This window comes from Gilliamella bombicola, from assembly GCF_900094945.1.
Lineage (GTDB): Bacteria > Pseudomonadota > Gammaproteobacteria > Enterobacterales > Orbaceae > Gilliamella > Gilliamella bombicola.
The window spans coordinates 42,510-66,265 of record NZ_FMAQ01000011.1; the positions used below are offsets into that span (position 1 = coordinate 42,510).

The 23,756-nt window shown below is 37.0% G+C and carries 18 protein-coding genes; 5 read left to right on the plus strand and 13 right to left on the minus strand.

Going from position 1 to position 23,756, the window contains the following annotated elements; translation table 11 throughout:
• The 4 genes from aroA to prfC all read right to left on the minus strand — a co-directional run bounded on the left by aroA (position 1) and on the right by prfC (position 6,889).
• Positions 1 to 1,284 (minus strand): 3-phosphoshikimate 1-carboxyvinyltransferase, encoded by a 1,284-nt coding sequence (gene aroA / locus GA0061081_RS08745; protein ID WP_091349908.1) that lies wholly within the window; start codon positions 1,282 to 1,284, stop codon positions 1 to 3.
• Positions 1,285 to 1,302: 18 nt separating this feature from the next.
• The gene (locus GA0061081_RS08750) at positions 1,303 to 2,175 is read right to left on the minus strand and encodes a helix-turn-helix domain-containing protein (RefSeq protein ID WP_091349911.1); all 873 of its coding nucleotides are present in this window, start codon (positions 2,173 to 2,175) and stop codon (positions 1,303 to 1,305) included.
• A gap of 113 nt (positions 2,176 to 2,288) precedes the next feature.
• Positions 2,289 to 5,120: a pitrilysin gene (gene ptrA / locus GA0061081_RS08755; protein ID WP_167349338.1), complete on the minus strand. Its 2,832-nt coding sequence runs from the start codon at positions 5,118 to 5,120 to the stop codon at positions 2,289 to 2,291.
• A gap of 176 nt (positions 5,121 to 5,296) precedes the next feature.
• The gene (gene prfC / locus GA0061081_RS08760) at positions 5,297 to 6,889 is read right to left on the minus strand and encodes a peptide chain release factor 3 (RefSeq protein WP_091349918.1); all 1,593 of its coding nucleotides are present in this window, start codon (positions 6,887 to 6,889) and stop codon (positions 5,297 to 5,299) included.
• Between the two features lie 211 nt (positions 6,890 to 7,100).
• Between prfC and ilvY the strand changes: the two genes are divergently transcribed.
• On the plus strand, positions 7,101 to 8,003 hold the full coding sequence (ilvY, locus tag GA0061081_RS08765; RefSeq protein ID WP_091349921.1) for an HTH-type transcriptional activator IlvY: 903 nt from the start codon (positions 7,101 to 7,103) through the stop codon (positions 8,001 to 8,003).
• Between the two features lie 106 nt (positions 8,004 to 8,109).
• Complete coding sequence (locus GA0061081_RS08770; RefSeq protein WP_167349339.1) at positions 8,110 to 10,350, plus strand: 3-hydroxybutyrate oligomer hydrolase family protein; 2,241 nt, start codon at positions 8,110 to 8,112, stop codon at positions 10,348 to 10,350.
• Positions 10,351 to 10,372: 22 nt separating this feature from the next.
• On the opposite strand, the gene GA0061081_RS08775 is transcribed toward GA0061081_RS08770, so the two are convergent.
• The 3 genes from GA0061081_RS08775 to fsa form a co-directional block, all read right to left on the minus strand.
• A complete protein-coding gene (locus GA0061081_RS08775) occupies positions 10,373 to 10,954 on the minus strand; it encodes an acyl carrier protein phosphodiesterase (RefSeq protein WP_091349927.1) in 582 nt (193 codons plus the stop codon).
• A 17-nt stretch (positions 10,955 to 10,971) separates the two neighbouring features.
• Positions 10,972 to 11,778, minus strand: a complete 807-nt coding sequence (locus tag GA0061081_RS08780) for a siderophore-interacting protein (protein WP_167349340.1) — start codon at positions 11,776 to 11,778, stop codon at positions 10,972 to 10,974.
• 151 nt (positions 11,779 to 11,929) lie between these two features.
• Positions 11,930 to 12,592: a fructose-6-phosphate aldolase gene (gene fsa, locus GA0061081_RS08785; RefSeq protein WP_091349931.1), complete on the minus strand. Its 663-nt coding sequence runs from the start codon at positions 12,590 to 12,592 to the stop codon at positions 11,930 to 11,932.
• Between the two features lie 276 nt (positions 12,593 to 12,868).
• Here fsa and GA0061081_RS08790 point away from each other — a divergent pair, with 276 nt between their 5' ends.
• Positions 12,869 to 13,735: a helix-turn-helix transcriptional regulator gene (locus GA0061081_RS08790; RefSeq protein WP_091349934.1), complete on the plus strand. Its 867-nt coding sequence runs from the start codon at positions 12,869 to 12,871 to the stop codon at positions 13,733 to 13,735.
• Positions 13,736 to 13,752: 17 nt separating this feature from the next.
• Here GA0061081_RS08790 and GA0061081_RS11010 read toward each other — a convergent pair whose 3' ends face one another.
• The gene (locus GA0061081_RS11010) at positions 13,753 to 13,980 is read right to left on the minus strand and encodes a hypothetical protein (RefSeq protein ID WP_141683356.1); all 228 of its coding nucleotides are present in this window, start codon (positions 13,978 to 13,980) and stop codon (positions 13,753 to 13,755) included.
• Positions 13,981 to 13,987: 7 nt separating this feature from the next.
• On the opposite strand from GA0061081_RS11010, the gene GA0061081_RS08795 reads away from it, so the two are divergent.
• Positions 13,988 to 14,242, plus strand: coding sequence for a DUF4865 family protein (locus tag GA0061081_RS08795; RefSeq protein ID WP_091349935.1), 255 nt, complete (start codon positions 13,988 to 13,990; stop codon positions 14,240 to 14,242).
• 127 nt (positions 14,243 to 14,369) lie between these two features.
• Here GA0061081_RS08795 and proP read toward each other — a convergent pair whose 3' ends face one another.
• Together proP and GA0061081_RS08805 are read right to left on the minus strand one after the other, a co-directional pair.
• The gene (gene proP, locus GA0061081_RS08800; RefSeq protein WP_091349938.1) at positions 14,370 to 15,875 is read right to left on the minus strand and encodes a glycine betaine/L-proline transporter ProP; all 1,506 of its coding nucleotides are present in this window, start codon (positions 15,873 to 15,875) and stop codon (positions 14,370 to 14,372) included.
• A 310-nt stretch (positions 15,876 to 16,185) separates the two neighbouring features.
• Positions 16,186 to 17,097 carry a DMT family transporter gene (locus GA0061081_RS08805; protein WP_091349950.1) on the minus strand — a complete coding sequence of 304 codons (912 nt, stop codon included), beginning with the start codon at positions 17,095 to 17,097 and terminating at the stop codon, positions 16,186 to 16,188.
• Between the two features lie 217 nt (positions 17,098 to 17,314).
• Between GA0061081_RS08805 and ypfJ the strand changes: the two genes are divergently transcribed.
• Complete coding sequence (gene ypfJ, locus GA0061081_RS08810; protein WP_091349953.1) at positions 17,315 to 18,178, plus strand: KPN_02809 family neutral zinc metallopeptidase; 864 nt, start codon at positions 17,315 to 17,317, stop codon at positions 18,176 to 18,178.
• A 61-nt stretch (positions 18,179 to 18,239) separates the two neighbouring features.
• On the opposite strand, the gene GA0061081_RS08815 is transcribed toward ypfJ, so the two are convergent.
• The 3 genes from GA0061081_RS08815 to GA0061081_RS08830 all read right to left on the minus strand — a co-directional run bounded on the left by GA0061081_RS08815 (position 18,240) and on the right by GA0061081_RS08830 (position 23,616).
• A complete protein-coding gene (locus tag GA0061081_RS08815; protein WP_091349976.1) occupies positions 18,240 to 19,436 on the minus strand; it encodes an MFS transporter in 1,197 nt (398 codons plus the stop codon).
• 414 nt (positions 19,437 to 19,850) lie between these two features.
• Positions 19,851 to 21,419, minus strand: a complete 1,569-nt coding sequence (locus GA0061081_RS08825; RefSeq protein ID WP_141683357.1) for a hypothetical protein — start codon at positions 21,417 to 21,419, stop codon at positions 19,851 to 19,853.
• A gap of 556 nt (positions 21,420 to 21,975) precedes the next feature.
• Positions 21,976 to 23,616 carry a hypothetical protein gene (locus GA0061081_RS08830; RefSeq protein WP_141683358.1) on the minus strand — a complete coding sequence of 547 codons (1,641 nt, stop codon included), beginning with the start codon at positions 23,614 to 23,616 and terminating at the stop codon, positions 21,976 to 21,978.
• Positions 23,617 to 23,756: the final 140 nt, after the last annotated feature.

Below are 23,756 nucleotides of genomic sequence, written 5' to 3' on the forward strand. Positions count from 1 at the left end.
TTATTTTTCGCTTAATCGTTTAAATTGTTCAAAATAATCAGGAAAAGTCTTCATTGTGCATTTAGGATCTAATATTGTCACAGACGTATCAGAAAGTGCCACCAATGAAAAACACATAGCGATACGATGATCATTATAAGTTTCAATTTCGGCATAGGTTAATTTAGCTGGTGGCACAATAGTAATATAATCGCGACCTTCATCAACGGTTGCACCGACCTTTTTTAACTCCGTAGCCATTGCATGTAAGCGATCAGTTTCTTTAACTCGCCAATTATAGATATTGCGAATGGTAGTAGGAGTTTTAGCAAACAGTGCTGTTGTAGCAATGGTCATTGCCGCATCAGGGATATGGTTCATATCCATATCAATACCGTGTAATTCACCACATGAACATTCAATATAATCATCAGCCCAAGTTACTTTAGCGCCCATTTTTTCAAGAACATGGGCAAATTGTGTATCACCTTGTAAACTTTTTTTACCAATACCCGTGACTCTCACTGTGCCACCTTTAATTGCAGCCGCTGCTAAAAAATAAGAAGCAGAAGAGGCATCGCCTTCAACTAAATAATCACCAGGAGCTTGATAACACTGATTAGCTTTAATAATAAATTTTTGATAGTTATGATTTGTCACCGAAACACCAAAAATAGCCATCATTTTGATAGTAATATCAATGTAAGGTTTAGAGACTAAATCGCCAATTATGGTTATTTGAGTATCATTTTGTGCTAGTGGCGAAGCCATTAACAAGGCAGTTAAAAACTGGCTAGATACCGAACCATCAACGTCAATATTACCACCGATAAAACCACCTCGAATATGTAGCGGCGGATAACCTTCATTTTCAAGATAATCAATTTTAGCACCACCTTGGCGTAGAGCATCAACTAAATGACCAATCGGACGTTCTTTCATACGAGGTTCACCCGTTAATACAATGTTATTATGACCAAGACATAACGCTGCAGTTAAAGGGCGCATAGCCGTACCGGCATTACCTAAAAAAAGCTCTAATGTATGGTCAGATTGCAACAAACCTCCCACACCTTGAACATCACAAATGGTACGATCATGCGATAGCTGATACTTCACACCTAAGGACGCAAGTGCATCAAGCATATAACGCACATCATCACTATCCAGTAAATTAGTTAAGCGCGTATTACCTTTACTCAATGCTGATAATAATAAAGCACGATTAGAAACACTTTTTGAACCAGGCAAATTAATCGTACCACTAAATTTTTTTATTGGTTGTAATGTTAAGGATAACATAATGACTCTCTTTAATATTCTTTAAAATCTTTCTAGCGTCGTTTTTAATAAATCAATTGCTTGCTTATCTTTAGCACTATTTTTCCATAACTCATCAAATAAATGTCGATATCTTTTAATAGCATCATAAGATGACGTGATCGACGCAATACCAGTAGTTACATTAGGTAACTCACCTAATCGAAACGGACTCATTGCTAATGAAATAGGATTACTATCTTGATAAAAAATCTGAAAAGCAATTGATGGAATTGCTTCTTGTGTAATAGCAATAGTGGGGGCAAAGGATTGTTGTTCTATTAGCTCAATTAAATGATAAACTTCTTTACGTGCTAATAACATTCTTTCTGACTTCTTGCCTGGAGAAATTGTCAAATTTCCCACTAAACCAATATGCAAAAACCGCTCTACATTACGCAAGCTAATTAAATTAATCACCTTTGGTACTGATTGATAAAACTGCTTTTTACGTTCTTTTAAAATCGACAAAATAACTGAATATTTTTGGTGATCAATCAACTCGTTTGATTCATTTAGCATCATAGCTAAATGAGTCAAATAATCAGGTGAAGTTAATAAAAACGAAAAAGGGTCGAAGTGAGAATAGATATGGGTTGATTGTTCTTCTAACTGGCGCATACGCTCAAAAAAACCGTCACCACTCGAATAATACTCGGTATCAATGCCAAGTAAACTCGCAAAAGAAGTATCGAGTAACAAGGCCAATCGTTCTAAAGTTTCAATTTTAACGATTTCGCCTTTTTCTAACCGATAGACTGCTGCTCTTGAAATTTTAAGGCTATCAGCAACATCTTCAGCCTTCAGTGAAGCGGCAATCCTATACGCACGTAAACGTTGACCTATAGCACAATAATCAATCGATCCAGTAATCATAATATACTCAAACTATTGGGATTTTGGCAGTGTATCACAAGGTGATAACAATGCCAATTTTTGGCAAAATGTTTCCGGTGTAGCCTATATTTTCACAACAACTTAAATAACACCTATTTTAATAACTCATTTTGCAATGCTGATACATTTTCAAATTCAGTAAACTCAGAAATTGCCTCTGGTTGTTTAGCATTATCTTCACGCTTACCAAGAACTTGCGACGCAAATACAAAACCTTTTTTATCCATAACTGAACGGCTATAAAAATCAACTAAATCTTGTTGAGTGATTTTTTTCAATTGTTCAATTTTTTTGTGCCGTGAATCAAACATAAAACGCGAATTCCGATAGTCAGCCATATAACGACTAAACTCTTCATCCAATGTTTGCGGAGGCATTTTCAATTCATCAAGTACCGCTTTTTTATATTGCTCAATATCTTCTTTAGATAATGCTTTAAGCTTATTTGATATAACAGGATAAAATTCTTGATAACGCTTAAATAAATAAGCTGGATCGTATTGGTTACTTTGAATGATAAAACTCATTCCAACTGAATCTCCAACTGTAACAGGGCCTGCAAATACAGCGTAGCCGAGTTGCTCGTTAGTACGCAATTGATCAAAAAACCATGGTGATATGATTTTAGACAGCGTATAACTTAGCATACAACTGCTAATCCGATCATAACCGGTTGGAATATAGCTCATCATCAAAGCATTATCAGTGCTTTTCGCATGTTGAGTCATTTTGGCCTCCAATGATTTTTTAATCTGAATATTATCAACAAGAGTAAATTCAACATCACGCACTAGTGTTTTTTGGATGGAATGATAAAGATCTAAAGAATCCTCGTTAGACAAATTACCCAAGCTAAGCATATAAGGTACTGAGTGGGTTAATAAATTATCGCGATAAGTTAACACGTCATTAATAGTCATTGTTTCTGTAATTTGACGTCTTTCATCCCGTTCAAAATATGGTAAATCTGACAATTCATTAACAGGATTAACCGCCAACCAATAACTTTTAGCATGCTCAGATTTATCCAATTCTTGCAAATACCAAGATTTAGCTAACACTAAGCTTTGTTCATCAATCGTCACATTGCGATAACTATTAAGAATTGCTGTCACCATTTTAGGTAAATGCTGACTAAAGCCACTAGCTGAAATCATCAGTCCATTATCATTATTTGTTGATAACGAAATACCCGCAACCCTAGCCTGAAATCGTAATTGTTCTAAATTACGACTTGCAATGTAATCAAGTAAATTAAAAGCGACCTCTGCTTTAGCATCACTAAAAGCCTCGTTATTCCGTAACGAAACCACAATCGCCGCTTTAGGTTCAGTTTTGAAATATTGACTAACAAAATGAAGATGATTACCACGTTTACTAAACCCAGCTGGTTGAGCTTGAGCGCGGTTTTGCTTCACAATTGAAAAATCGTCAGGGATATAAGGATTTAATTCAGGTAAACTAAATGTGAAATTTTTACCTAAAGCCAACCAATTCGCTTTTTGCTCACTAGTAATATTATCGATTTTATAAGGTGCGTCTACAAAATAAGCCGTCTTATTAGTCGTTTGATTTGGTGAAATAATCCAAGCTCTAACGTTATCCGGCGTTAGGCTTTTTAAGCGAGCGGCGATCGCTGTTTTATCAAAATTATTAGCAATAAAATCAGAATTTAATATATTTTTAACGGGGTACAACAACATTTGATCAGATAGCCATTCCACATAAGACATATCACGCTCAACATCCTGATACTTAAATTCTAGTGCTAAAACTTTCTTAAGTTCTTCATAATAAGCATCAGAAATTCCTTGCTTTTGAATTAACTGCAAATAATTAAAAATAGCCCCAATAACTTTATCTTTTTGAGCGAGACCATCGTCGGTTAAGCTCACATTAATACTCAACATACCACTATTACCATAACGGATAGGGTTGATAGACGAACTAATACCTTCAATAAGACCCTGCTTTTGTAACTGATCAGACAACGTGTTGGGGCTACTATTATCAATTAAATAAGTGATATATTCATCGCTTTTATCAGCAAATTTATCTAAATTGTTTTCCATTGGAAATTGTAAAAATAGCAATTTCTTAGGTTGCGCTGGCACCATTGCAATCTGTTTGCTTAACACATTTGGAGTGATCGCTGGCTTATCAACTATTGGAGCATTAATGTTTTTATTAGGGATTTTACCAAAGGTGTTTTCAGCTAATTTTGCTAATTTATTGATTGACTGATTACTATAAATTACCCCCACCATGATATTAGACGAATAATAATTTTTATGAAAAGTCACTAAAGCATCTTGTAATTTACTACTTGGTTTATCACTTAATGTTTCTAAATTGCCACCCGAAAATTGTGCCGATGGGTGATTAGGATTAATAGTTTCGGAATTAACTTGTTCAATACGAAAACCATCGTTCGATCTAGCCATCGTCATTTCGGCATTAACAGCATTGCGTTCTTTATCGGCAAATTTAGGATCTAAATTCGGCTCGGCAATAGCATCGGCTAAATGATCCAGCGCTTTATCAAATGCACTATTTTCAACTTCAAAATAAAAAGCCGTTCTATGTGCCGCAGTGCTGGCATTATAACTTCCTGAATGACGACTTAAAAACTGAGAAAAGCTTGCTGGTTCTGGGTAATTTTTCGATCCCATTAATACCATATGTTCAGCATAGTGCGCCAGTCCTTGCTGATCTTTTGGATCTTGCAGTGACCCAACTGGTAATGCTAACGAACCGAGTGACATAACAGCATTAGGATCAGACACAAGTAACACGCGCATTTTATTTGATAGCTCAATCACTTCATATTGGCGCTTATCGCGCTCACTTTGCTGAACTTTTTCTAACAAAACGGGGCTCACAAGCTTATTTTCAATAGCAAACGATACCGGTGAAGTAGTCATAGTTAATAATCCAATAAAACTACCTATTATTAAATTAACTATTTTTTTATTTTTCAAATCCATAATATTCACTCGCTTGACTTTATCGTCAAAAAACTGCTGTTAAAGAGAAAGAAGCGGATTTATCAAAACACCTAGGCATAATAATAAATTCCGCTATTATGTGATAAATACAATTAATGTTCCCGAGTTTTTCTAAATTCAACATCAGGATATCGTTCTTCGGTCAAATTCAAATTAACCATACTTGGCGCAATATAAGAAAGATTATCTCCCCCATCCAAAGCCAAGTTCTGCTCGCATTTGCGCTTAAACTCTTCTAATTTTTTCACATCAGAACATTCAACCCAACGAGCGGTTGTCACATTAACAGACTCATAAATGGCTTCAACGTTATATTCCGATTTTAAACGCGCAACAACCACATCAAATTGCAGCACCCCAACAGCACCCACAATTAAGTCATTATTGGTTAATGGACGAAACACCTGAACGGCGCCCTCTTCAGACAATTGCACTAATCCTTTTAGTAACTGTTTTTGTTTAAGTGGATCTTTAAGACGAATTCGGCGAAATAGTTCTGGCGCAAAGTTAGGAATACCAGCAAATTTCAAATCTTCGCCTTGAGTAAACGTATCACCAATTTGAATGGTCCCGTGATTATGTAAACCAATAATATCGCCAGCATAGGCTTCCTCAACATGTTCACGATCGCCGGCCATAAATGTCAATGCATCTGAGATATTAATATCTTTAGCCAAACGAACATGACGCAATTTCATGCCTTTTTCATATTTACCCGATACAATGCGCATAAATGCCACACGGTCACGATGTTTAGGATCCATATTTGCTTGAATTTTAAAAACAAAACCACTAAATTTTTCTTCTGATGATTCAACTTCGCGTTTATCACTCTGCCGTGGCTGTGGTGTTGGTGCCCAAGCAGTTAAACCATCAAGCATATGATCAACGCCAAAATTACCCAGTGCTGTACCAAAAAAGACTGGCGTTAAATCACCCGACAAGAAAGCATCTAGATCAAATTCATTGGAAGCTCCTTGCACTAATTCAAGCTCTTCGCGCAGTTGCTGTGCTAAATCATCACCAACAGCTACATCCAAATCAGGATTAGTTAACCCTTTAATAATTCGGACCTCTTGTATGGTATGACCTTGACCTGATTGGTAAAGGTATGTTTCGTCTTTCGCTAAATGATAGACACCTTTAAATAACTTGCCACAACCAATCGGCCAAGTAATTGGTGCGCACATTATATTTAGCTCGTTTTCAACTTCATCAAGCAATTCCATCGGATCGCGAATATCACGATCTAGCTTATTCATGAACGTTAAAATTGGTGTATTACGCAAACGCGTGACTTCCATTAATTTACGGGTACGATCTTCAACCCCTTTTGCCGCATCAATCACCATCAAACAACTATCAACCGCTGTTAACGTACGGTAAGTATCTTCAGAAAAATCCTCGTGCCCTGGGGTGTCTAATAAATTAACTAAGCAATCATTATAAGGAAACTGCATCACAGATGTCGTAATAGAAATACCACGCTGCTTTTCCATTTCCATCCAGTCTGACTTAGCGTGCTGAGCATTCGCGCCACGGCCTTTAACCGTACCGGCTGTTTGGATTGCATGACCAAATAAAAGTACCTTTTCGGTAATGGTGGTTTTACCGGCATCAGGGTGAGAAATAATCGCAAAAGTACGACGCGCATTAACTTCATCTAAATAAGCTTGTTCTGTCATAAAATAAACTATTTTAACCTACAAAAAATAATCGCTCATTTTAGCAGGTATCCGCCTATTTTGCCATTGATGTTACATCATAATACTATTTACCTTATTTGATTATCTATGCATAATATTTCCACTAATCAGTAATGCATGATTTACGGCTTCTTAATAAAAAACCTACTGATCCTGCATTTTAGCGCAATAACCGGAACTAACCATAACTATGAACATTCGTGATTTAAAACTGTATTTACATTTATGCGAAACCTGCCACTTTGGCATAACCGCGAATGCCATGCATGTTAGCCCATCGACCTTATCAAGACAGATCCAACGGCTTGAAGAGCACTTTGGACACCCACTATTTATTCGCGACAATAGGCAAGTACAAATCACTCAAGTCGGCGAAAAAGTCAAACACTTTGCTCAACAGGTCATAAACCTGCACCAACAACTAAAGCACGAGTTAGATCAATCGAACCAACAACTTGTTGGCGAATTGACCCTTTTTTGCTCGGTCACTGCCGCCTATAGCCACCTACCTGAAATACTTGATCGCTTTAGGATCCACTACCCACTTGTGGAAATAAAGCTATCCACGGGAGATGCTGCAGATGCAGTTGAAAAGATACAATCAAATGCAGCCGATTTAGCCATTGCCGGAAAACCAAAACAACTCCCGAACGGCATTGAATTTTTAAAATTTGGTGAAATTGAAATGGTCTTGTTGATCCCTAAACTTAACAGCTCATTTAGCGACAAATTACATCAAAAACAACCAGACTGGCATAATATCCCCTTTATATTGCCAGAACATGGACCAAGCCGTCACCGCATTGATTTATGGTTCAAGCAAAGAAAAATCACCAACCCAAAAATCTACGCAACAGTTGCCGGACACGAAGCCATTGTATCAATGGTTGCTTTAGGCTGTGGCGTAGCCTTATTGCCCAAAGTCGTAATGGACAACAGCCCTGAACGGATAAAAGATCGTATAACCGAATGGTCAACCAACTTAATGGAACCGTTCGATGTCGGCATTTGTGTACAAAAAAAACGATTATCAGAAAAAATCATCGCCGCTTTTTGGGAAATTAGCAATCTAAATTTACCCAATAACGAATAACAAAAATATAGTGTATAATCACGCCTTAAAAGACATAAAACTATAATAATAAATGTATTACCCAACCAGTTAACTATAGCTGGACGTAATTATGATGGAATTAAAAATGAAACAGATAACAATAAAAACATTAGCCTCATTAATACTTCTTTCCGCTTTCGCTATGCCATTGGCCGCGCAAAACAATCCAACAAAAGCGCCTGAAACTGACAAAAGCACAAAAGCAAGTACTTCTAAAAAAAGTACCAATGCAAACAAAAATAAAAATGCTAGTAATAAAGCAAATACTAGTTCAAACACCAATAAAAGTGAGAACACAACCACAATTTTATCTCCAACACCAGAAACCAATACCAATGTAAACAACAATAACAACCCTCAAATTGGTAGTGCTATCACAAAACCAAAGTGGCTAGTTCGTAGTACCTTGGCTTATTATGACGGTGATGAAAATGACCTTGTCACCGCAGGGCTTGGTTTTACGCCATTATCCACAACTATTGTGACACCAGAAGTTGCCATTCCAACCAAACCACACTTTCAAGAACGACGACAAGCCAAACTCAATCGTTATATTGATACAAAAAATGGCGAAGGAACATTATTTGGCTTTAGAAAGCAAGAATTAACTCCTTTATTTGATGGTAAAGTTACAGGTACTGAAATAACTGCCGTACAACGAGAAGACGGTGTCGGCATGTTGTTGCAAATTCCGATTGATTTTAATAAAAATAACCCCTGCATTATTGTCGTTCCGGCTAGCGATTCAGACGGAATATTAAATGCTAAAGATGTACAAATTCGCGGATTATGGGGACTTCGCCACAACTGCGCAGTAGTATATAACGACAAAGGTTTAGGTAATGGCATTTATGACATTGAACACAAAGTTGGCTTTACTGTATGGGGCGATGTAAAAGACAGTAATATCTTATTTTCTACATCAATTAACAATAGAGAGAAATACATCAAAAAATATCCCCACCGTTATGCCATCAAACAACTACACTCAAAACAAAATGCCGAAGCTCGTTGGGGAGAACATGTACTAAAATCCATTGAATTTGCCTTTTATGAACTCAACAGTATGTTTTCACCCAATCAGAAAACAATATACAACAAAGATAACACTCTTGTCTTAGTGTACGGTGCAAGCGATGGTGGCGGAGCAGCACTAAAAGCAGGCGAATTAGATACCCAAAATATAATTGATGGTATTGTGGCAGTCAATCCACAAATTCAACCAAATATAGATAAATCTCAGATTACACTAAAAATAGGCAACACGCCACAACAAAAACTAGCAGCCAAATCGATTGCAAATTATAGTGCTTATGGTGCATTATATATACCTTGTGCGATTCCAGCAATAAAACCCTATAAAGATGATTCTTATGTGCCTTATGCAGATTATTTTCTTTATTCTCAAGAGCGCTGTAATGCGCTAAAAAAAGCAAAATTGCTAACCAAAGGTACTCCTGAAGAAGCGCTAGAAAAACTCCACAAAAATGGCTGGACACCAGACATGGATATTCAGCTACCATACTTCTACTATACCGAATCAATTGGCCTACCTTATCAATATATTAGTGCTTATGGCAAATACGATGTCACCGAAAACATGTGTGGTTTTTCAGTAGCAAGTACTCAGCAAAACCCAATATACTACAGTGGCAAAGTGGCGCCATTAGAAGAAGTTTCATTTGAACAAGTATGGGGAATGGCAAATGGGCATTTACCGCTGTGGAATGGGGATAATGCAACGATTTTGGATCTAGTGGAAAACGAAGATCTTAATACTCCAAGACGCGAATTTTACTCTAGTTCACAAACAAAAGACACGGTTGACTATGGCACTAAAGGTTCAATTTGCGTCTATAAAAAGTCACAAGAGCCCCGCGTTAATCAAGGCATAAAACAAGTTATGGCATCGGGTAATTTGCACGGCATAAAAACCTTTATTGTGCATGGTCGTAATAATGTTAAACAACTACCCGACTACACATCGCGCCCTTATGTCGCGTTAAATAGTTTGGTTGAAGGCCAACAATCACAACTAAGATATATCGAAGTTGAAAACGCAAGCTACTTAGATGGCGTAGCACCATTTGACAACACATTACTACCAATTGATTATTATGGTGAAGATGCTATCGAATGGTTATGGGCTAATTTAACTAACGAAGCGACCCTACCTGTAAGTCAAGTGGTACATACAAAACCCCGTGGGGGCAAAAGCGGTTATGCGCCACAAATAACCGACAAAAATTTAAAACCAATAATGCAATCCCCAAGTCGCAATGATATCATTCAAAAAAATGATGGCAAATTAATATTGCCAAATTAACGACCAATACCCCAAAACAACTTTAGCCAATGCCATCTTTTACCGCTAAACAAATTTTGGGGTATAACACAAAAAACAACGACTCAAGTTGCGCATAGTATTGCTTAATATCAACAATGGTTTCTCTTAACAAATACAATTTTGGTCGTCGATTTGCCATGCCACCAAGTACATCACCAACAAAATCAATAGAAGCATAATTTTCTAGCCACGATCCTTGCCACATTGCATTCATAAAATTCTGATAATCGGCAGGATACGCGCTAATATAAGGTTGGATATGTACTTTTGTTACTTGATTAAATTGAGCCACACTTGGAAGTAACCCATAATTAACCCAATGTTTTGACAAAAAGTGATCCCAAACAATATCTAACGCAATTGGAGCTACGCGCTGATGTGATTTTCTAAACAATAACTTAGCTTGCTTAACTTCAAATAGGCTATCGGTCAAACTATCAATTTTACGATGCAGCATAATGCCATCGGCAATATCGCAGTCATAAGTTAAATAAGGATCACCTTTAACAAAATCTGCCACGGTATTACCAATTAACGAACTGCTCGCTAATGTAGCCAAATGCAAATGTGCCAAAATATTCATAAAAATAGCAACACTTATTATTCGCGATGCTTAAATTCGCCCTCGGCAAAACCTTCGCGCCAATAGCTGGTAATATGAAAAGCATCTGGTGACAAATGGCTATATTTTTCCTTAACCGCCTGGCGAACAAGCCGCGCCAACGAACATTCCATGCCTCCCCAAAACAACAGTTTATCGTGTTCTGATAAATCCGCACTCATTACACCATCAACTAATTGATGGGGATTACTTTCATCTTGCACAAACCAGTTAACTTCAATATTTTCGCCATCAACCAATGGCACGATATCATTTTTGTCATTAACTTGAATAAAGGCAAACGCTTTTTGTTTTTTAGGAAGATGTTCAAGTGTGTAACAAATAGCTGGCACAGAAGAAATATCACCAACTAAAACTAAACAATCATCAGTAAACTGTAATTTACTTGCAGCGCCAATCAAACCAATTTGGTCACCAATTTTAGCATTTTGCGACCAAACAGAAGCCAAACCCGAGTCATGAATGGCAAAATCGACAAAAAACTGATTGGTGATACGATCAAATTCCCGCACACTATAACTACGCACAAGCTGACGTACTTTATCACCGATCACGATTTTATTATTATTATCAAGCTTAGGAAATATAATTTCGCCAGTTAAAGGATCGGGAAAAAGTAATTTTAAATAAGGACAAATCCATAGTGGATTGACATTAATAGGTTTATTGCTACTAAACTGGACACGAATAAAACTCGGTGATATTTTTTCAATACTCAATACTGTTAATAATGCATTAACAATAACTTTTTTATCTATTTTAATTTTTTGTTCTTTTTTATCCATCGTATCAGTCCTTATATTTATTGTAGTTAAGTGCATCATACAATAAAAAATGTTAGAGTAATGCTATTTTTACAATTGAAAAAACAGATAAACTTGTTTCACCTAAAATTGATGAAACAAGCTTCAAACAAGATCAAATTGACAATGAAATTTAAAAAGTTAACGATCCAAAGGTACTACGCCAATCTTGATCAAACTTAGCAATGGCTGCATCAACCGCAGGATCTGAAATAAAAAGCTCAGCAACATCAACAGGCAACGTAATTGCCTTACATCCTGCTAGCATGCAATCTAATGCTTGTCTTGGTGTTTTAAAACTAGCGGCCAACACCATAGATTGTGGACAATGCAAATCTAATAATTTTTGCAATTCGAGCACAGTATCTTTACTATTTCCACCTTGAGCATCAATACGATTGACATAAGGTGCAATATATTTAGCGCCAGCAAGCGCACCTAAAAAACCTTGCCCTGCCCCATAAACTGCTGTCCCCAACGTTGGAATACCTTGTTGAGTTAACTCTTTAATTGCAATCAATCCTTGGGCATTAACAGGAATCTTAGTCACAATTGAAGGTACCGCCTTTCTAAGTTGATAAGCTTCTTTTATCATCTCATCAGCATCACTTGAAAGCACTTGTGCAAAAAGTAGTTTATCTGGACCTAAAACCTCTTGTAATTGAACTAATAACGGAAAAATAGGCTTACCTGACTTTGCCACAATACTTGGATTAGTGGTAACCCCACTAATCGGCAACACCTTAGCTAAACGTTTAATAGCAGCAATATCGGCTGTATCTAAATACAATTCCATAGTTAACTCCTAACTCGTATGAATCATCATCAATTAACGTATAACACCATTTTCATAGCCAATATAGTAAAAAAAAATAACATAATGGCCTAGAAGACGATCTTGCCTTTTACTGGATTTTTGTACGCTAAACAAAAAAATGAGATTTAGATCACATAATCAAAAACTAAAAGTAACTTATTAAATAAAATAGCAATTTAAACTAATTTTCATTTTTTATATTCATCTAAAATCTAAAAAATTGCACATTACTTAACTTATCGTCGATACAATTTTATGACCGAATCTATCAATAACGCATTAGCCAAGCTAGTGAATCATCAACAGACTATTAACCACATCTATTTTGCCAACAACAGCGCTAATCCCCCTTTGTTGGCCTACCAAGTCAACTTTCCCAGAATTGAAATCATATTAGAAGGAAAGCAACAAATGTTATGGGCGGATAAAGATGGTAAAACCATTGAAAAAACTTTATTGACTAATGATCTGTTATATATTTCTGCTCAAAGCTGGAACAAACCCATTTGGACAACCCCTGTTACATCATTAAGTATTTTGTTTGGAAAACAACAAATTGGAATGAGCTTATTGCACTGGGATGGCACTCAATTTATCCCCCATGGACAAGTAAACAAACCTAGGCGGGGTCCAAGAGTGGGAACATTTATCATTCAAGCGCTTACAGAACTAAATTGGCAAAATCAACCACTGGAGCAAAACCAAACAGCATACTTTCTGATTCAAAGCTTGCTCAGCAATACACTAGATTTACTTAATGTTGAGATCGAAACATCATCCAAAACCACCAGCTTATTTGAAGCTATTCGCCAATACATTGATACCCACTTTCGTGAAAATATTACACGCGACTTTTTAGCTAATATGTTTTACATTTCGCCCAATTACTTATCGCATCTATTTCAACGCGAAGGCAAAATAGGGTTAAACGAATATTTAAACCATATTCGCTTAGAATATGCAAAATCATTATTGAAAGATTACGATCTGAATGTAAAAGAAGTTGCTTTAGCATCAGGTTTTAAAGATAGTAACTATTTTTGTCGAGTTTTTAGAAACAAAACGGAGCGCTCTCCAACAGAATATCGTCGCCAGTATCACAGTAAATTATTGCGAAAATAACGTGATTATTATCGGGATTAAATCGAAGCATGTTGATAGCAATAAAATTGGATAAAGTCACGATTATTGTTGATAGTTTTGAACTTATCTTTTATTAAAAAGATTGGCAAAAGTGCTATACTTTGCCCTTTTTCGACAAGATTTAATAATTGACTTAACGAGTCCACCGTAATTAATTTTTCAGGTGGATAACTGCAATCTAACGTTTTAGCTCGCAGTGGACAATGCTCATCATTATTAATCAATATTGGTATGACGACTAAAATTGAATTAAATGATAATTTTGCTCAAAACAGATACATGTTAGAAGAAAATTTCATTATTCCTGCTCAATCACAATTAAATAATTTTGATTTTAGAATTCCTAAATATCAATATTATACAGGCCAAGTAGTAATTTATAATCCTGACAAATGGGCTTACGCTATATTTACTTTTTTTAAAGACAAACCGACTAAAGCCAATCAAAATTTATATCAAGTTTTACATCTTTCATTAGATAACTAATTTTCAAAATAGACGTTGAGTAACGATAAAAGAGGGGGGATGATCTCCCCTCTTTGCTTGGGCATAATATCAGTGATCATAAAATCCTACATTATTAAAATGTCCATAATCAATCGATATCAAAAAATCAATCTAACTTAGGATGCTGATCAACCAAATCCTGTCGCTGTTTTTTTAAAGTATCGATTTGCTGTTCTATATCTTCGACTTTTTGCTCTATTGAATCAAAGTGATCAGATAAAATTTCTTTGGCTTCTGAGCGATCCGATGCTGCTGGTGTTGCACCTCGAAGTGGTTTATTCGCCGTTTCATTCATTTTTAAGCCAGTCACTAACCCAACTACTGCAACCACCATTAAGTAATAAGCAGGCATATACAAATCACCACTTGCCTCAACCAACCACGCAGCGACAGTTGGCGTTGCCCCAGCAATGAGTACAGAGATATTAAAGGAAATAGCTAAAGCACTATAACGAATACTTGTTGGGAAAATAGCTGGTAAAATAGAAGCCATCACACCCGTAAAACAATTAAGTAATACAGCTAAAATCAATAATCCGATAAAAATAAGTCCAATAACATCGCTGTTAATCATCATAAATGCAGGATAAGCAAGGACAAGTAAACCAAAACTACCAACAACAATAAAAGGTCTTCGCCCAATTTTATCACTAATCAAACCAATCATTGGTTGTACAAATAACATACCAATCATAATGGCGATAATAATTAATACACCATGATCTGCCCGATAATGTAAGTTATGCGATAAATAGCTTGGCATATAAGTAAGTAACATATAATAAGTCACATTGGTAATAATCACCAATCCGACGCAAACAAATAAACTTTTCCAATATTTGGTGAATATCTCTTTAAAGGTCATTTGGGGTGGATTAGCAATGTTTGTGCGCTCATTGTTATCCAATTTATCGGTGTGTTGCTGAAATGCGGGGGTTTCATCTAGAGCATGACGTAAATACAGGCCAATTAAACCCAATGGTAATGCAAACAAAAACGGAATTCGCCATCCCCAATCTTGGAATTTTACTTCGCCAAGAATACTTGATAACAGCACAACTAAGCCGGCGCCAACTAAAAATCCGGCAATTGAACCAAAATCTAACCAACTCCCCATAAAACCACGCTTACGGTCTGGCGAGTATTCTGCAACAAAAATCGCCGCACCTGAATATTCTCCACCAATTGAAAACCCTTGAGCCAATTTAGCGAGTAACAATAAAAGCGGTGCAAAAATACCAATAGTTGCATAAGAAGGAATCAGCCCAATACAAAACGTACTTAATGACATGATAATAATTGTGACAGAAAGAATTTTTTGACGTCCCAATTTATCACCAAGTACCCCAAACACCAAACCACCTAATGGGCGAACTAAAAATGGAACCGAAAAAGTTGCCAAAGCAGCTACTACCTGAATACTTGGCGATGCATCAGGAAAAAACACTTGCCCCAAAACATAAGCTAAAAATCCATAAACGCCAAAATCAAACCACTCCATAGCGTTTCCTAGTGCTGCTGCGATAATTGCCTTTCTTAATTTATGATCATCAATGATGGTAATATCATTAATATTTAATGGCTTCCTTTTAAATCTTATTGCTTTTTTCATAACATACCGCCTATTTAAACTCAAATAAAGAAAAGGAATAAAGAGGTAACATCAATGATATAATTGTGTGATGTAAAACTAATATCAGCGATATTACACAGAAAAATACACTAAAGGACTAATAAAAATTGATGCAAAATCAAATAAAACAAAATAAAAAGAGGACAATAAAAAGCAAAAACGGGTAAGTGATTTCGGCTAGCCATATTGCGACTTGATAGCTGTGAAACAATTCCTTTTCATGAAAATTGTTTATCAAGTATAACAAAATATCCCACTTTAGTAAAACTCAACAACTAAATAGCCAATGCTACTTTTGCTCACTGCAATTAAGAAGCGTCGATTTTTTCGAACAAAGATAAATACCAATAACAATAAACAATGTACTGATAATATGAAAATTAGCGATTTCGGTATGCAAAAATAAAATACTAAAAATGCCACCTGATAAAGGAATAATATGGGTATAGATCTGCCCACGACTTGCGCCAATTTCAGCAATGCCTCTATTCCAAAATAGATAAGACAGCCAAGAAGCAAAAATGGCAATATATAATAACCCAAGTAAAAAGCTAGCATCAGTATAATGCGCTAGGTTTTCAACAGGATAAAAATAGAAATATACTAAAGCAATAGGTAGTAACATCAAAGAACCTAGTACCGCACTAACTGTTACAAAAGCATTACCGGCAATAGATTTATCTTTTAAACGTAAGAAGGCACTATAACAAGCCCAGCTCATTGCTGATGCCATTGCCCATAAATCTCCTTGGTTAATATTACTCAATGAATTTAAATTAGTTAGATTCCCTTGCAAAATAAGGTAAATAACTCCCATCGTACTAAACAACACACCTAAGATATTATTTTTTGAAATTGAATCATTAAATAACAATTTATTCATAACCAAAACCATGCCAGGCGTTGCAGAAAGGTAAATAGACGCATTCAGTGACGAGGTATATTGCAATCCCACATACAGAGTTAAAGGGAACAAAATCTGACCAAAAATCGCCAACAAACAAATTGACCCAACTGAATTTTTAATCTTAACCCAATCATTGCGCACTTGATGGTGATACAAACACAACAATAACACCGCAGTGATAACCCAACGACCTTCTGATATCACCATGGGATCGGCTTGTGTCACCAAAACACGTCCAACAACATAGTTCCCGCCCCAAAAACAAGCAGCCAACGTAAGTAATAGATACGGCATAACAAGCCCCTGACATTAGAATGAAGATACGGTAGAATTTACCAATATTATATACCTAAAATAGAGCAAGAAAATAACCGAACCATACTCTTTACCTACCTATATCATTTTGGCACATCATTATTTTCCCATATTACAGCGATAGCATTGACTTAACCTAGTATCCTTCATCATTATCCATTAAAATAACAAAATAAAAACTGACAAGGTGCCTCTTATGCGTTGGAAAGACCAAAGAGAAAGTGACAATATTGAAGATCGCCGCTCACAATCAAGCAGTGGAATGGGGACCGCAATTCCCATTAAAGGTAAAGGCAAAATTGCTTTATTTATTGTCGTTTTAGTAGCGGGTTATTACGGTGTTGATTTGACTGGATTACTCAGTTCCGACCTAACCACCTCAGACAGCACACAGAAAACCTCCTCAGAATATACAGCAGATGACCGCGAAGCAGCCAAATTCACTTCGGTCATATTAGCTAGCACCGAAGACTACTGGAGCGAGCAATTTCAACGTTTAGGCAAAACCTATGTCCCACCTAAATTAGTGCTGTATACTCACTCAACCCAGACATCGTGTGGCACAGGCCAAGCTGTTATGGGGCCGTTTTATTGTAATATAGATAAAACAGTATATTTAGACCTCTCCTTTTATCAAGAGATGAAACAACGCCTTGGTGGCGGTGGTGATTTTGCGCAAGGATATGTCATCGCCCACGAAATTGGTCATCATGTACAGAATTTACTTGGAACATTTAACCAAGTTGCACAACTAACGCAGGGTCAATCAGACACCGTCAAAAATCAAATATCGGTAAAATTAGAATTACAAGCAGATTGCTATGCAGGTATGTGGGGCAACGCAATGCAAAAAAAGAACATTCTTGAGGTTGGCGATATAGAACAAGCATTAAAAACAGCGCAAGCCATTGGAGATGATCGACTGCAACAGCAAAGTGGCGGTTATGTTATGCCCGATAGCTTTACCCATGGATCATCAAAACAGCGTTATACATGGTTTAAACAAGGATTCGATAACGGCTCGATTAGTCAATGCAATACTTTTGCAGAATCTGAATAAACATCAAAAAGCCCCAAATTGTCTTCCACCATTTGGAAGACAATTTAGCCAATCCCCATCATTAATGCTTATCCTTAACCAAAGCACAAAACAGTAATGAAATGGCAACCATGGCAAATGCAATCCAATAAATAATTTCATGTCCATAAGATTCAGAAACAAATCCCTGAATAATTCCCGCCAAAATAGTGCTACAAATAATACCATTATTAAATAATGTTGAGGCAACGCCCATTCTTGTTGGTAATAGATCTTGAAAATAGATAATACCAATGTTTGCAACAACACCAATAAAAAGGGCATTAAAAAGTTGCAAAGCAAATAATGCAAATTCGTCAGTAAATAAAATCATACCGACATAAAACAGCAAACCACAAATGATAGCGATAAAAAACAAATTTCTCTTACCCAAAACAGGCACTAAATAGCCGGCAATAAGCATAGCTGGAATTTCAATGCCTGCCGCTAATCCCATTAATTGCCCAGGTAATGAATCTGATAAATGTAATACGGAATTCACATAAAGTGGCATATCGATGATATACATCATATTAGCAGTCCACATAAATACAGTCGAAAGCAATAAATAAACGACATTCCTATTTTTAAATAGTCGCTGGTTAGCTGATTTTATATCAATCGTATTATCAAGTTGTAAGATGGGATTTTTTTCAACCGAAGGTAAAAAAAAGGCTGCAAACAACATCGCAACGAAAAACATAGACATCGCACTTAGATACATGACGGTAAAACCATAGTGGATAGCTAAACCAAATGAAAGAGGTGGACCAATCACCCATGCTAAAGAAAGTTGTGCTCGGATTAACGAATTAAATGCTACAACATTACGCCCCGTTTTTACCGCATATTCACGGGCAAGTGCAAAAACTTGTGGCATAGCGGCAGATGATAAAGCAGCAAACAAAACACCAAGCGTAATTAAAATATAATAGTGCCTAGAAAAAGCAAATATCACACTATTAACAACCCCCATCAAACAACAAAATATAACAATATTCCGCCTATCACCTTTTTTGTCTGAATATTTAGCCAATAAAAAACTTCCAATGATACTTGCTAATGCATTCACTGAAAAAAAGAGCCCAACTAAACGGGGATCAGCCTTTACTTCAAAAGTCAAAAACCGACTTAAAGTGGGGGATTGTAAAGCACCGGCAATGCCAACAATAAAAGTAGTAAATAAAAAAGCGACGAAGATAACACCTTGACTTCGGCGAAAGGAAGAAACATTAGCCATAAAACAATCCATAGATGAGTTTTTGTTGATTATATACTTAAAGTCGGCGTAAAAGTAATAAAATTCAAAGGGGGAATAATCTGGATATAAGAGTGTTGCTTTAAAAAGCAACACATAAAAATTTAATAAAATCAATACCTTTTCTGACCAATTTTTGGCGAGAAATAAGGACTTTTTTGGGTTGGTGCATAGAATAAATTAAGTGTAGTAGTTTCGGACGTTTCCGTTTCGTGTTCAAAACAACTATCTTGACCACGTCCGAAATCTTGCCACATTAAAATAAACCACAAATTTAAACCACAACAACGCATTTGCAATAGTTTGCCCCAACTGCGCGGAGGTGCGGCTCTTTGATAACTTGGCCAACTATAGTCATATAAACACCACCGCGAACTTAGGATTAACAGCTAACAGTTAAGGAGTAGTACAAACAGCATAAAGCCCGCCGGCAGTAGCGTAAAGGACCGTACCGGTGTCCGCATTGGCAGCAAACAATCGGCCGGCAGCGGCAAAGTCAGGAGTCCAGTAAAAGTAGTTGGCAAAACCTGCATCGGCGTAACCGTACATGGCTCCCCACTCAGCAAAAAATCCGGCCCCTATTCGTCGTTGGTAATTATTACTAGGTGACGACGGTGTGGCACTTGGGCAACCGTTACAATAGGCATTAGTCAGGTCCTTGAGCTTAGCAAGACGATAACCCGAACTACTACTACACCAAGATGATTGGTTAGATGGGAGATCTCTTTTATCCCGTCTATTGACGAACCACTGCTTCAACTGAAATCCATATTTCACAACCACTCTACCACTGCTATCCCTACCCTCTAATTCAAAGGTCTGCGGTAAAGATGGCACACTTAAACTAAAACTACTTGAATTTATCTGACTATCATTTGCCCTAGGACCATTTAGCGTTACCCGAGTTACATATTGGGATTTATCACTAATCCAACTATCAGATGGTCTGTTAACTCCCGTTGGGTCTGTGAATGTATCAGAGCGTGGCCTTGTCCAATTCACTGTAGCCGTTATTCCACCGCGAGAAACAGAAGACCACCTCAACTGACTTCCATCCACACCACCTATATCTAAATCAAAATACAAACCATCTGAACCTGTAGTAGGAAAATTAAGACCATAAGATGACGGATTTGTTGACTGAACTAAAAAGCCTTTATCAGAATTCCATATATCTGCTGGAGCACCTGAATTTTGAGCAAGATTTGGCCTTGCGTAACAAATCATAGCTGCAGTTGAATTCGGATTGATATAATACTCCACCGAATTACCCCCGAAATTACTACTATTAGGAACACCATATTGTGTAATTAAACTACCACCTGTGCTACTTAATTTCACTTTATAAGGCGCTCTACAGATGTCTAATATATCGTTACGGCTTACTGTATTTCCATTCTTATCAGTAAAACTCACCGATAAGCTTCCCGTTGCCGTTACACCATCAGCTCCTACACCATCCCCATCATCATCATCCCAAAAATAATAGCGATGCACTAAATCATCTAGACTCACTGAAGTCACTGATGGTGGAATTATCATGCCTATATCACTAAGCCTACTTCCATTTATTAATTTTATTGGATTTGTGACACTTGATGTATTGGTTGACGATGTGATGATTCGACCATCAGGCAATCTAATAGCCAATAACATGTCAGTAGTGGCCAACTTAGTTCGACCTCCATCAAATGTTAAATACGGAGCAGAACCTTCAATCACTTTTGAGGTATAAGCCGACAACGCCTGAGAACCTTGCGAATAAGACAATAATAACAATGGAGCAAATACCAAGCACGACCTCAATAAGAACCTCGGCCTCAACGACAACTTTGTCGATGATGTCAAGCTCGATAATGAACTCGATGATAAAAATGAGAATTGAGTCTGATTTCGACTACGGTGAAAATGAAAAAGATTTAGGGCGTAGGTTTGGCATGCCAGATGCCAGATGCCAGATGCCATACATGATAGCGCATTTCGATTATCCTGTCAAGTAAATTTTTGTTTTATTTCGATTTTTTATAATTGACTGCTCAACTAATGAGCTTTCCCTTGCTTTAAAAGCGATGAAATTATAACCTGTTGAAAAATAATACGCTAGTTTTTTGTTAAAAAATTTAAAGTTTTGTTAAAGATTAAATCAGCTTACGTTGGTGTGCTTCGTAGAATGGTTTTGGGTAGTGTTTTTTGACTAAAAAAGCACCAAACAAAAACTTCAATAAAATCAATACCTTTTCTGACTTATTTTTAGTAAGAAATAAGAACTTTTTTTGGTTGGTGCATAGAATGAATTAGGTGTAGTAGTTTCGGACGTTTGCAGTTTAGTATTCAAAATCGCTACCGTGATCATGTCCGAAATCTTACCGCGCTAAAATAGAGCACCAATTTAAACCACAACATCGTAAAACTCCAATAAGGCGCCCCAACTACGTAGGGCGCTGTTCTTTGCTAGATTGTCCTCTCTCTTTGCACCATAACCACCCCCACGGTCCAAGGTTTAAGAACTAAGAAATAAAAGCTAAGGTACGGTGCAAACAGCGTAATAGTTGAAGGATAGGCTGCTGCTTCCAACGAAGCCGCTGACCGAGTAAACATAGAAGCTATTGCTACCTGACACGTCGCTTGTCCAGTAGTTGTAGTCGATGAAGCCCACATCAGCATAGTTATACATGACACCCCACTCCGTAAAAAAACCTGCACCTATGTGACGCTTGTAACGATCAACAGATGAACTAGGCGTGGCTCCGATAGCACCAGTACAAGGATAATTTGGATCAACATTCAAACCAGAACAAACCGCATTAGTTAAATCCTTGACCTTAGCAAGACGATACCCCAAACGACTACACCAAGACATTTGTTCAGACGGATTACCCGTGTTATTACCCCTATTGACGAACCACTTCTGTAAGACAAATCCATACCTCACCTCATTACCTCGACTATCCCTACCCACCAACTCAAAGGTCTGTGGCAAAGATGGCAACGGAGTAAGCGGACTAGGATTATCTGATTGTATTTGAGTACTATCCGCCCTAGGACCTCTTAACGTTACCCGTGTCACATACTGGGATTTATCTCTAATCCAAATGTCGTAATAGTTGGATTGGTTTGGCCTTATCCAACTCACCGTTGCTGTTATTCCACTACGAGTAATAGAAGACCACGTCAACTGACTTCCATCAACCCCAACAGGCAACTCTAAATCAAAATACAACCCATCAGCACCCGTTGTCGGAAAATTTCGGTCATAAGATGATGAACTTGTTGACTGATTTACAAAACCTTTTGTAGAACTCCATATGTTAGATGGGCCGGCGAAGTGAGAATCGTCATTAAGACCATACATAATAGCACCAGTGCCACCAAAATATAAATTCGGCCTTGCGTAACAAACACGAACAACACTGTCCGGATTGATATAATATGTCACTGTTTGACCACTAAAACTGCTTATATTCGGAACTCCGTACTGTGTTTGTAAATATCCATCTGTATTACTTAATGTTACTTTATAAGGGGCACTACATATACTTAATGAATCGCTACGACTGACAGTATTACCATCCCTATCAGTAAAATTTACTGATATATTCCCTGATGCTGTTACACCATTAGCGCCCTGACCATCTCCATCATCATCACCCCAATTACCTTGAGTGATTAAGTTACTTAAATTCACGGTATTCGCCCCAAACGGCACCAACATGTGTATATCATTAAAAGTACTTCCATTAACTAACCTTATCGGATTTGTCGGACTTGAAGTATTGGTTGATGGCCTGATAGTACTACCATCAGGCAATTCAATAGTCAATAAACTATCCGCTGAAATTACCTTAGTTCGTCCCCCATCAAGCGTTAAATATGGCGCACTACCCTCAATTACCTTTGTGGTTTGCGTCGATAACGCCTGTGATTTTTGCGAATACGACAATAACAACAACGATGCAAAGACCAATGGCGACTTAAATAATTTAGATAAGAAAGATAAGTACCTTGGATTTGGCAACAATCTAGCCAATAATCTCAGCGAGGACATCAAGCGCGATAACTTTGATGATAATAATAAGGATTGAGTCTGTTTTAGACTACGATAATATTGAAAAAGATTTAGGGCATAGGTTTGGCAGGCCAGATGCCAGATGCCAGATGCCATGCATGGTAGCGCATTTCGATTATCCTGTCAAGTAATTTTTTGTTTTATTTACATTTTTTATAATTTTCCGCTCAACTAATGAGCGTTCCCTTGCTTTGAAAGCGGTGAAATTATAACCGGTTGATTAATTATGCGCTAGT

Excerpts from the sequence above, each read along its gene's own strand:
- GA0061081_RS08750 (WP_091349911.1), bottom strand. The coding sequence starts at position 2,175 with ATGATTACTGGATCGATTGATTATTGTGCTATAGGTCAACGTTTACGT.
- ptrA (WP_167349338.1), bottom strand. The coding sequence starts at position 5,120 with ATGACTACTTCACCGGTATCGTTTGCTATTGAAAATAAGCTTGTGAGC.
- prfC (WP_091349918.1), bottom strand. The coding sequence starts at position 6,889 with ATGACAGAACAAGCTTATTTAGATGAAGTTAATGCGCGTCGTACTTTT.
- ilvY (WP_091349921.1), top strand. The coding sequence starts at position 7,101 with ATGAACATTCGTGATTTAAAACTGTATTTACATTTATGCGAAACCTGC.
- GA0061081_RS08770 (WP_167349339.1), top strand. The coding sequence starts at position 8,110 with ATGAAACAGATAACAATAAAAACATTAGCCTCATTAATACTTCTTTCC.
- GA0061081_RS08775 (WP_091349927.1), bottom strand. The coding sequence starts at position 10,954 with ATGAATATTTTGGCACATTTGCATTTGGCTACATTAGCGAGCAGTTCG.
- GA0061081_RS08780 (WP_167349340.1), bottom strand. The coding sequence starts at position 11,778 with ATGGATAAAAAAGAACAAAAAATTAAAATAGATAAAAAAGTTATTGTT.
- fsa (WP_091349931.1), bottom strand. The coding sequence starts at position 12,592 with ATGGAATTGTATTTAGATACAGCCGATATTGCTGCTATTAAACGTTTA.
- GA0061081_RS08790 (WP_091349934.1), top strand. The coding sequence starts at position 12,869 with ATGACCGAATCTATCAATAACGCATTAGCCAAGCTAGTGAATCATCAA.
- GA0061081_RS08795 (WP_091349935.1), top strand. The coding sequence starts at position 13,988 with ATGACGACTAAAATTGAATTAAATGATAATTTTGCTCAAAACAGATAC.
- proP (WP_091349938.1), bottom strand. The coding sequence starts at position 15,875 with ATGAAAAAAGCAATAAGATTTAAAAGGAAGCCATTAAATATTAATGAT.
- GA0061081_RS08805 (WP_091349950.1), bottom strand. The coding sequence starts at position 17,097 with ATGCCGTATCTATTACTTACGTTGGCTGCTTGTTTTTGGGGCGGGAAC.
- ypfJ (WP_091349953.1), top strand. The coding sequence starts at position 17,315 with ATGCGTTGGAAAGACCAAAGAGAAAGTGACAATATTGAAGATCGCCGC.
- GA0061081_RS08815 (WP_091349976.1), bottom strand. The coding sequence starts at position 19,436 with ATGGCTAATGTTTCTTCCTTTCGCCGAAGTCAAGGTGTTATCTTCGTC.
- GA0061081_RS08825 (WP_141683357.1), bottom strand. The coding sequence starts at position 21,419 with ATGGCATCTGGCATCTGGCATCTGGCATGCCAAACCTACGCCCTAAAT.
- GA0061081_RS08830 (WP_141683358.1), bottom strand. The coding sequence starts at position 23,616 with ATGGCATCTGGCATCTGGCATCTGGCCTGCCAAACCTATGCCCTAAAT.